The following is a 9,777-nucleotide window of genomic DNA, read 5'->3' as shown; positions in this document are numbered from 1 at the left end:
CCACTGGCATTTGCAAATGCAAGGAATTCTTGATAGTTTTTCTCAAATAATTCCACTAAATTAACCTGAGTTGCTTTCTTCTCAAGCAATTTGAATAAAATCCCCCCAATAAAAGCATCACCTGCACCAGTTGTATCTTGTACTTCAACTTTGAATCCTTTTGATTCAAAGTTTTTACCATTTAAGTAAAGCTCCGCACCCTTTGAACCTTTTGTATAAATAATAGCCTTTACCTCACCCCTAAATAAAGTAGAAATTGCTTCTTCTACATCTGTAATATCAGTTATGAATTCGAGTTCTTCATCAGAAATCTTTACAATATGACTCAGAGGAATAAAATCTAAAATAGTATTTTTACATGCCTCGGGGTTTTTCCAAAGAGGAAGACGTACATTTGGATCGAAGCTAACAATTCCACCTTTTGTAATAATTGATTTTATTGCTTTTATATGAGCTCGCTTCATCGGACTTTCAACTAAATCAACGGAACAGAAATGAAGAATATCGTTTTTTGTAAACCATTCATCTTTAACTTCTTCCTCAGTTAGTAATAGATCGGCAGAAGGATTTCTGTAAAATGAAAAGTCACGATCACCGTTTTCCCGAAGGGAAACAAAAGCTAAGCCAGTATTAGCATCAGTAGTTCTTAAAACTTTATCTGTCTTGACGCCAACGGCCGATAATTGATCACATATAAAGTCACCAAAAGCATCTTCTCCTATTTTTGTAATCATGGACGCGCTGCCACCGTACTTAGCTACTGCTGCAGCGACATTTGCAGGTGCGCCACCAGGTGCACGCTCAAAAGAAGTAACATCCTTTAAAGGTCTACCTTTCTGTAAAGGAATAAAATCAATTAATACTTCACCGATTGAATATAGTTGTCCCACTTTTCCACCTCATCACTTTTAAAGTCTCTACTTTATCAGCATCAAATTTAACATGTTAAAATTTTAAAAAGTTAATAATCCCATTTCACTGCTTGAAGTTTAACACTTCCACGTGATGCAAAGAAACGAATTCCAGTGCTTTCTTCTTTTGGGAAAATCCTGCTCGTGATTACTTCTTCACCATCATTTATGAAAATCTCAACTGAAGAAACATCGACAAACATATGAATCTTAATTTTATCTTGTTTTAATTCCTGACTACATTTCCTAATCGTTCCAAAAGGAGAATCAATGGTTTTTCCAGAAAAAGTACGATCGAGTATAACCTTTTTCTCTATAACATCATAGGTCAATACCGTTTTTTCTTTTTTACTTGTCCTAAATTCAATCCCAAATTCAGATGCATCTATATTTTTAAACTCACAAATCATCTCATATGATGTTCCTGTGAAATTATTTATCATCTTTAATTCACTATTAATAATATTTTTTGTTCTAGCTTCCTGTTTACGAAGTGACTCAAGCTCCCTCACTGGCTGTTGAATTAATTTCCCATTTTGTACTGACAATTCTCGAGGAATAGTTAAACAATGCGCCCATCCATTTTGATCTGTAGGATACTTAATTTCAGGTAAACCCATCCATCCTACTAAAAGACGACGCCCTGATGAATCAATTGTAGTTTGAGGTGCATAAAAATCAAAGCCACGATCAAGCTCTATAAATTCTCCATGTTCCATAACTTTTTGCAGTAGATCTAATTTTTTACCTAACACATATCCAGACTGATAAATATTCTGATACTTGTCTCCTTCTGGTTCTATACCTTGAGGTGAAAAAATGAGTACTCCTTGATTTTGTAATTCGAAGTAATCAGGGCACTCCCACATGTATCCAAATGAATCCATTTTTGTCCTAATTTCCCCTTCAAATGTCCATTTAAACAAATCTGGTGAACTATATAAAACTACACAGCCAGTTTTATTACTTCTTTGTGCTCCAATTATTGCATAAAACAATTCTCCTACCTTCCATACTTTTGGATCACGAAAATGATCTGTGTATCCATGTGGTACGTCAGAGATTACAGGGGTATCTAGTTTTGTAATCCCCCCCCTTTTACCCATTATAGCAATGCATTGAAAAGGATGTCTTACCCAATGTTCATCACGTGTATTTCCTGTATATAATAAATACAGATTATTCTTATGTTCTATGGCTGACCCTGAGTATGCTCCATGACTATCGTAGTATTTATTCGGCTTTACTCCAATTCCATCGTTTTCCCAATGTACAAGGTCCTTTGATTTAACATGATACCAATATTTTAACCCATGCACAGGACCAAGTGGAAACCACTGATAAAACAGATGATATTCCCCATTAAAATACGAGAATCCATTCGGATCATTTAAAAGCCCTGTGTTTGGTTGAATATGAAAAGATTGCCTCCATGGACAATTATCTACTTTAGATTTTAGTACAGCCAATTCTTCATTACTAACTTCTTCTAACTGGCGGTAAAGTAGTTCTTTTGTCCACTCCATTTTTTTCACTCCTTTAAAATAATAGAGGGGAAAATTTAAATTCCCCCTCTTCTTTTGAAGCACTTATGAATAAATTGCTTTTTCGGATGACATTTTAGTAGCAGTTATTCTTTCATCTCTTTTTGCTAGTACCAGTGTTACAATAAATGCTATCGAAAAAGATATCACCATTCCAACAATATACGGAATAATGCTTGTAGGTTTTATCGAAATAATACCAGGGATACCAGCTGCTCCGAGCGCAACTGCTTTTACTTTATATAACGTTACAAATAAAGAACCAACAGACGATCCAATTATTGCACCTATAAATGGATACCTTAATTTTAAATTAATTCCAAACATTGCAGGCTCAGTAATTCCTAAAAGTGCTGAGATACCACTAGCCGAGGCAGTACTTTTAACTTTTTTATCTCTTGTGATAAGAAAAATGGCAATTGTTGCTGCACCCTGTGCTACATTAGACATTGCTGCAATTGGAAATATGAATGATCCTCCTGTTTTACCAATATCAGCTAATAATTGTGTTTCTACTGCAATAAAACTGTGATGCATTCCAGTTATAACGATTGGTGCATAGATAAGGCCAACTATGGCTCCACCAATAAATCCAGTTGTATCGTATAACCATATTAAACCATCCGTTAATAAGTTACCTGCTGTGCGTGTAAATGGTCCAACTACCGTGAAAGTTATAATACCTGTAATAAAAATAGTAAGTAATGGAGTTAATAGATTGTCTATTGCTGAAGGAATTACTCTTCGCAAGTTTATTTCTATTTTAGCAAGAATAAAAGATGAAACGAGAACTGGTAATATACTACCTTGATACCCTACCTTTTCAATCTCGAAACCAAAAATCTTCCATACCGGAATATCATTATTTATTAATGCCGCACCATAACTGTATCCATTTAGTAAGTCCGGATGAACCATTAACATCCCAAGTGCCGCACCTAGATAGGGATTTCCTCCAAAACGTTGCGTTGCTGAAAAACCAATTAATATTGGAAGGAATACGAATGCTGCATTAGCGAACGTATTAATAAGTGAAGCTAAATCTGCAAGTGCAGGATTAGCTTCCACCAATGACTTACCCTCAATAATTAAATTCTGTGCCGTCAACACATTGTTAATCCCCATTAGTAAGCCTCCAGCGACAATGGCTGGGATAATTGGAACAAAAATATCTGAAAGCATTTTCACAAAACGTTGAAGTATATTCATTTTCTTTGTACCAGCATCTTTTACATCTTTAGTTGACATTTCTGAAATGCCAGCTAACTTTGCAAGCTCTTTATACACTTCATTTACTATACCCGCACCAAATATTATTTGATACTGTCCACCCGTAGAAAACGTCCCTTTCACTTCTTCTAGTTCATCTAATTTTTTTTGATCAATAATTTCTTCATCTTTTAATACTAGTCTTAGACGTGTTGAACAATGAGCCGCGGCAGTTATGTTCTCTTTTCCACCTATTGCTTCGAATGTCTCTTCTGCAATCTTTTTAAAATCCATAATAAATACCTCCTTTTTTTATTGAAACCGGTTCCGAAATACATTAAAAAAACAAAACACCTGGTTTGACACTCAAAAGGAACCGGTTTCAAAATAAATCATACTTTTTGGAACCGGTTTCAACTTGATTATAAAATATTAACAATTCGATTGTCAACGCTTTCTCTTTCGATTAATTTAAATTTCGAATGTGTAACTTTATTGACATCTTCCCCATTAACTAATTTAACTATATTCCTAGCGGCCACTTGACCTGCATCTTTATAAAAATACTTAATAGTGGTTAATCCTGGATGAATCACCTCTGTAACATCGTATCCACCAAATCCTGTAATTGATAGGTCTTCGGGAATCCTTAACCCTTTTAAAGATGCAGCTTTTAAAACTCCAAGCGCTATATTATCTGTTGCGCACACTATAATTGAAGGTTTATATTTTTCAATTATCAATGTGGCCTGTTTTAAAGCTTCCATCATGCTAAAACTTGTTTCATGGAATCTTACATTGCAATCTACTACCTCCTCTAAAGCTTTTTTAAATCCTTCTTTACGTCTAACACCTACAGCAATATCTTTTTCTGTAACACCTAGGAATGCAATGTTACGATGGCCCTTTGACAAAACATATTTACCCATCTCGTAACCAGATTCGTAATCTTGATGAATTAAACTATATATTTCGTGATGGAGTTGACCAACTAAGATGACAGGTATTTGTATTTTTTTAAACGCCTCTAAATGCGCATCTGTTATCTGTGTAGCCATCAAGATTATTCCAGCTACTTTTTGTCTTGCAAAGCCATAAATGCTTTCAAGCTCTCGGTCTAAATCCTGACTAGTATTTGATATAAGCATTTGACAATTTAAAGCCCTTAATTCCTCATCAATTCCAATTAATGTTTTAGCAGCCGCATATGAATCTAGACGAGGAATAACTGTGCCTATAATATTTGTTCTCTTTGCTTTGAGACTTTGTGCGAAAGTATTTGGAATATACCCAGTGTTTATAATAACATTTTCAATCTTTCTTTTTGTTCCTTCACTAACTGATCCTCCGTTAAGATAACGTGATACCGTGCTCTTAGCAACCCCAGCTAGTTTGGCAATATCAGAAATTGTCATTTCCTTCACTCCCATTAGTTGAATTTTTTCTCACAAGCATTTAACCTACCATTAGTAAATACAGAACAAACGTATGTGCTAAAAAAATTGTATTATATAATCTACTTTTTTTAAAGCTTAATTAATGCTAACAAATTAAAATCAAGTATCGTTAGCCAATCCAATTATAAGTGAAAATTTAGGAGATATGACAAACTTGTCTATTATCACAATTTAAACAGTAGGAGCAAAAATTGAAAAATCTGTCGTGCTACAATTGTTTTAACTTGTTAAATATTAATTATTGCTATTCCCAAAACACATACTTCCCCATTATTCTTTACCAATAAGCTTACTTACCAACGTTATTTTGCCCAATTAATTAGATTAAAACAAATCTTGGATGGCTGTTTAAATATTATTTTAGATTTGTATTTTGTATTTTCATAGATTCTACAGTAATATTGTCGGGATTCCCAAAGGACGTTTCTTTCCATTCTTCTTTGGTATGTATACTCTTTTAACTGGTTGTGCTTGGTAAGTGTTTGCTTTCAACTTTTCAAGTAAAGACATGATATTTTCATGCAGGTTTGATTCATAGCTTTCTATTGATTCACCATCAATACCACCTGTTCCTTTATTCGCCTTAACTTGTTCAAAGCTTTGAGTTAATTTGCGGTCGAATAATAATTGACCATAAACACTGTGTAATTTAAATTTCCACTCTTGATTCATTACGTATTCCATGCCTTTCCTTGATGTTCATCCAAACGGTTTTACCTCGTAACTTGATTGTTAACATTCCATCTTGTCCATGACTTGGAGCCATAGGTCGTTCCCCTTCCGTTCATTCGATGTTATGGTCATAAACTACTTCCGTACTATGAGAACGTCTGACTTCTCTACCAGTTCATCATCACTTCGGATTTCCCTTATAGATTAGAACCCTGCCTGTTCGGTAAGGTAGAGACCTCACGGGGTCATCGCATTTTCCTTCAAAACATACCCTGCACCATCACGTTATAAGCCACATTTCCTCGTTCTGACTTCTAAAGAAAATGCCATTTTAGTGGGCTTCCTCACTCTTCGAAAAGTCGTCAACTTACTCCGCCGCCGTGCTTCACACTTCTTGCATTAGGGTCTATCTTTTCGTCTACGGGTCTCTCGATTTACCGCATCTCCTTCAGACAATACCTCACGATAATGCCCTAGATTAGACTTCTCGAGCTAGGTCAGTCTCCTCGAGGATGGATTTTCACCATCTGGAATTCATTAATTTATCCTTCATTCAGTCGTTACACCGAGGTGTCGTCTCTGTCTAGATAAGCAAATGAAGGGCGCTGACTAAGTCAGCACCCTATGCGACTGCCCGTCGCACAAAAAGCCGCATATTAGCAGCTTGTGATCTTCAACTATTGCATGAGTTAGTTCAATAATAATCTCATGGTTGAACAACACCAAGAGCAATTAACACCTGCCAAATAACAATAAATATAAACGCGGATAATCCAATCAATGTAATCCAAGAATTAATTGTCTTTTTTCCTCTTATAATTTTATAAGAAAAGTAGAAGAAAAATGATACTAATAGGATTATAACAATCGCTACAAACAGATTATATATACAAACATGATGAATACTCCTTTTGTTGAACTACTCTAGGTGCATTTCAACTAACGCATGCGTTAGTTGAATAAGAGAAAAATATTTTATTCAAAATTACTTCGCCATATTGTATCACCAATTTTATCGAGCTCAGTTCCAATACGATATAGCAAAATACAAATTCCAATCAACAACACTATATGAAGAATTTTATATATAGAATCTTTCATAAACTGTTCCCCTTACTTATTAATCAACTTTTAATGATATATTCTGTATTTATCAAGAAATTCCTACTCCTCATTGAATAAACTGCCAAATAAAAAATAGGGGCTAATTGAAAGATCAGCTCCTAAGTTCTTATACAACTAAAGCACTGCTTTAGTTGTATAAGAAGTATGTAATGTTACTAAATTCCTATTTCTTAGTAGAAGTATTTTTTCTTAATATACAATAAAGAAAGAGCGCGACTCCTCCTCCAAAAGCAGTAGCAAAATGAGAACTTCTCAAAGTACCATTCATAAGATACGCTGTCACTAAAAAAGCTATTACAAACGAAATACTCAATAATAAATATGTTAAAAAGTATTTTCTTGAACGCATGCTTTGCTCCAATCTTTTTTATTTTTAAATTCCATATATTTACAGTAATTCCTTCTTTAACTAATCTGCCATTTTGTTTAATAAAAAAAGAGCCACATTTAGCGACTCATGTTCTTCAACTTAAGCATGCGTTAGTTACTTAAGGAATAGTTCAATTACAAAATTTATTACGCTTAATTTTTATTATTTTTTATGGAATATTTTTCTACAATTTTGTTGATATTTTTTTCTTTTAAATAGCTTTCGTATGCTTCCTTTACTTTATGCTTTTTTATAGTATTGGATTCTGACGGTGATGATGATATATTATCTCGTATTTCTCTTAGTAAAAATAACCCCTTTAAGAGACACCCTAAAATGATACCAAAGCAAACCCCTCCACCCAAAACTGGATTTGCTATTGTAAATAAAGTTAAGAAAAAACCGCCAATTGTACAAATAACAATTAATCCAAAAAGATTCATTTATTCTCTCCTATAAGGTGATTTACAATAACATTTACCAATATATTTCATTCTTATCAACTTATCTTATACAACTAATGCACTGCGTTAGTTGCATAAGATTTAATTCATAAACTGTTCCTCAAGTAATTTTGTTATGTTTGAATCAAGTTTGTATACGTCACCTTTATATGAATAGATACTTTGCTTGTAATTCACTTCAAAATTCTCTTTCTTACCAGAATCGTTAATAATAGTTAGCTTTAAATCAGAAATATCCATCTGAGCGTTTTGCGATTTTTTAGCATCGAATCCTTTTGTAATGGACTTAATTAGACTCTTGTCTTGATCAGTCGAATAAATAATTGTGTCGACGGCCGTAACGCCAACAATTGCAACTGCTTGACTAACTTTACTTTCTGTTTTCGTTTTCATTGAACAACCAAATAAAAGAAATGTGCAAAACAAAATCATTAAAATACGTTTCATGTGATCCTCCTAAAAGCTTTGATATTTATATTGTAAACTTTATTGAATTTTCAGTAAATTGGGGGGGTTGCTCCTTTTTTCCACAAAAATTAAGTTATTCTTATTAAGCTAATCTGCCATTATGTTTAATAAAAAAAAGCGATCTTCTATCGAAGTATCGCATTGCTTTAGTTGAATAAGAAAATGCGATTCATAATTAGTATACATGAAATACATCATCAAATATTTCACCAGTATCATAATCAAAAACCATCCTATATTCCCCTACCACTGAATCATCGTATTCAAAACTAAGACGAATAACTATATGATTAAAATCATCATCTGGCCAGTTAGTAAATGTAAATGAAACTGATTTAATATATGTAGAAAGTTTCTATAGTTCAAATCCTTCTTCAAAAGTTTCTATATATTCTTCAGGATATTCTTCCTTCCAACTATTAAAGTTCTCCCAAAACCCTTTTATAGTTTCATTTTCTAAATCTTTCTCAATTACCCACTTTTTAAAATTCTCGATATTCACATAATTAGACATTTATATTCTCCTAATTAAAATAATCCATTGATTACTAAATTTAAATGATTGTTTTATTCTATATTTAAGCCGATCAAGAACTCTCAATCTTTATTGAACTATTGCACTACTTTAGTTGTATAAGCATTAATTCATATTAAGGAATTTTTTTGTTTCAAGTGTAGCTTGAGATAAGAGTTCAGGTTCTTTTTTAATTAACTTTTGTAAATCTGATATTTTCTTTATTGGAAGTATGTAATTGTTAATATTCTTATGAAATTGCTCAATTAATAGTTCTTTTTCCACATTATAAATGTCAATAAGATCAGTTAACTTTCTATTAATTTTAAATTCGAAACGAAGGCGTATATTACCGTCAGTGTAATTAGGGTGTTCCTTAGTGTTCAAATCTTTAATAACATAGCCAAAGTTAAGATAATACCCGTTTGTATAACTTGTTTTTTGTAAACCTAATACAGAAATAATTTCTTCATTGTCAAAGTAATAATTACTTCTTCTTTTTTTCATTCCTTTGGTTAGAAGAACTTCATCTACGAATTTTTTGAACTCCTTAATATCCATAAAAACTCCTTTTTATAGCATTTTCTTCTATTCCTAGAATAACATTCCTTATTGAACTAATCTGCCATTATGTTGAATAAGGGAATGAAAAAAGACCACAATTTGTGATCTTTACTTTTTGTTATTCAACTAATGCATGCGTTAGTTACATAAGGATTTACTTTTTAAATTCTTTGTACTCGTCAATATAAAAAGCAACATAACCACAATTTGGGCATACAGTTGCTTTTGTTTTTGCTGATATATTATTGAAAAATCCTTTACCTTTTTGACTAATTTTAATACCACTCAAATCACCTTCAACAGTTACTTTACATTCTTCTATCATTTCAGTTTGGCATTGATTACAAATCCTTTTTATATCAAACACTCCTATTAGTTTGATTAAAAAATTTATCTCTTAACTTATTTCGACAATAAAGTGTTGCTTCCTTGTTCAATTATTCTGCCATTTAGAGAAATAAAAAAAATCGACTAAACAG

General features: G+C 32.8%; 10 protein-coding genes. All 10 read right to left on the bottom strand.

Going from position 1 to position 9,777, the window contains the following annotated elements; translation table 11 throughout:
- On the bottom strand, nt 1-890 hold an 890-nt coding region (locus tag CN514_RS14180), incomplete at its 3' end, for a carbohydrate kinase family protein (protein WP_098233153.1).
- A 71-nt stretch (nt 891-961) separates the two neighbouring features.
- Nucleotides 962-2,437, bottom strand: coding sequence for a glycoside hydrolase family 32 protein (locus CN514_RS14175; protein WP_098233152.1), 1,476 nt, complete (start codon nt 2,435-2,437; stop codon nt 962-964).
- A 63-nt stretch (nt 2,438-2,500) separates the two neighbouring features.
- On the bottom strand, nt 2,501-3,958 hold the full coding sequence (locus tag CN514_RS14170) for a sucrose-specific PTS transporter subunit IIBC (RefSeq protein ID WP_098233151.1): 1,458 nt from the start codon (nt 3,956-3,958) through the stop codon (nt 2,501-2,503).
- Nucleotides 3,959-4,086: 128 nt separating this feature from the next.
- Nucleotides 4,087-5,079, bottom strand: a complete 993-nt coding sequence (locus CN514_RS14165; protein ID WP_235821703.1) for a LacI family DNA-binding transcriptional regulator — start codon at nt 5,077-5,079, stop codon at nt 4,087-4,089.
- Between the two features lie 432 nt (nt 5,080-5,511).
- Nucleotides 5,512-5,805, bottom strand: a complete 294-nt coding sequence (locus CN514_RS14160) for a reverse transcriptase family protein (RefSeq protein ID WP_217993928.1) — start codon at nt 5,803-5,805, stop codon at nt 5,512-5,514.
- 1,635 nt (nt 5,806-7,440) lie between these two features.
- The gene (locus CN514_RS14155; protein WP_098233150.1) at nt 7,441-7,731 is read right to left on the bottom strand and encodes a hypothetical protein; all 291 of its coding nucleotides are present in this window, start codon (nt 7,729-7,731) and stop codon (nt 7,441-7,443) included.
- A gap of 102 nt (nt 7,732-7,833) precedes the next feature.
- Nucleotides 7,834-8,199 (bottom strand): hypothetical protein, encoded by a 366-nt coding sequence (locus CN514_RS14150; RefSeq protein WP_098233149.1) that lies wholly within the window; start codon nt 8,197-8,199, stop codon nt 7,834-7,836.
- A gap of 376 nt (nt 8,200-8,575) precedes the next feature.
- Nucleotides 8,576-8,734: a hypothetical protein gene (locus CN514_RS25750; protein ID WP_176525917.1), complete on the bottom strand. Its 159-nt coding sequence runs from the start codon at nt 8,732-8,734 to the stop codon at nt 8,576-8,578.
- A gap of 126 nt (nt 8,735-8,860) precedes the next feature.
- A complete protein-coding gene (locus CN514_RS14145) occupies nt 8,861-9,295 on the bottom strand; it encodes a DUF4304 domain-containing protein (protein WP_098233148.1) in 435 nt (144 codons plus the stop codon).
- Nucleotides 9,296-9,452: 157 nt separating this feature from the next.
- Nucleotides 9,453-9,587: a hypothetical protein gene (locus CN514_RS26535; protein WP_286141683.1), complete on the bottom strand. Its 135-nt coding sequence runs from the start codon at nt 9,585-9,587 to the stop codon at nt 9,453-9,455.
- Nucleotides 9,588-9,777 lie beyond the last annotated feature (190 nt).

It is taken from the genome of Bacillus sp. AFS001701, assembly GCF_002559405.1.
Lineage (GTDB): Bacteria > Bacillota > Bacilli > Bacillales > Bacillaceae_G > Gottfriedia.
This window is presented reverse-complemented; position numbering and strand designations above follow the sequence as displayed.

What these genes read in the sequence shown, in the direction of transcription:
- CN514_RS14175 (WP_098233152.1), bottom strand. Translation starts at nt 2,437, where the DNA reads ATGGAGTGGACAAAAGAACTACTTTACCGCCAGTTAGAAGAAGTTAGT.
- CN514_RS14170 (WP_098233151.1), bottom strand. Translation starts at nt 3,958, where the DNA reads ATGGATTTTAAAAAGATTGCAGAAGAGACATTCGAAGCAATAGGTGGA.
- CN514_RS14165 (WP_235821703.1), bottom strand. Translation starts at nt 5,079, where the DNA reads ATGACAATTTCTGATATTGCCAAACTAGCTGGGGTTGCTAAGAGCACG.
- CN514_RS14160 (WP_217993928.1), bottom strand. Translation starts at nt 5,805, where the DNA reads ATGGAATACGTAATGAATCAAGAGTGGAAATTTAAATTACACAGTGTT.
- CN514_RS14155 (WP_098233150.1), bottom strand. Translation starts at nt 7,731, where the DNA reads ATGAATCTTTTTGGATTAATTGTTATTTGTACAATTGGCGGTTTTTTC.
- CN514_RS14150 (WP_098233149.1), bottom strand. Translation starts at nt 8,199, where the DNA reads ATGAAACGTATTTTAATGATTTTGTTTTGCACATTTCTTTTATTTGGT.
- CN514_RS25750 (WP_176525917.1), bottom strand. Translation starts at nt 8,734, where the DNA reads ATGTCTAATTATGTGAATATCGAGAATTTTAAAAAGTGGGTAATTGAG.
- CN514_RS14145 (WP_098233148.1), bottom strand. Translation starts at nt 9,295, where the DNA reads ATGGATATTAAGGAGTTCAAAAAATTCGTAGATGAAGTTCTTCTAACC.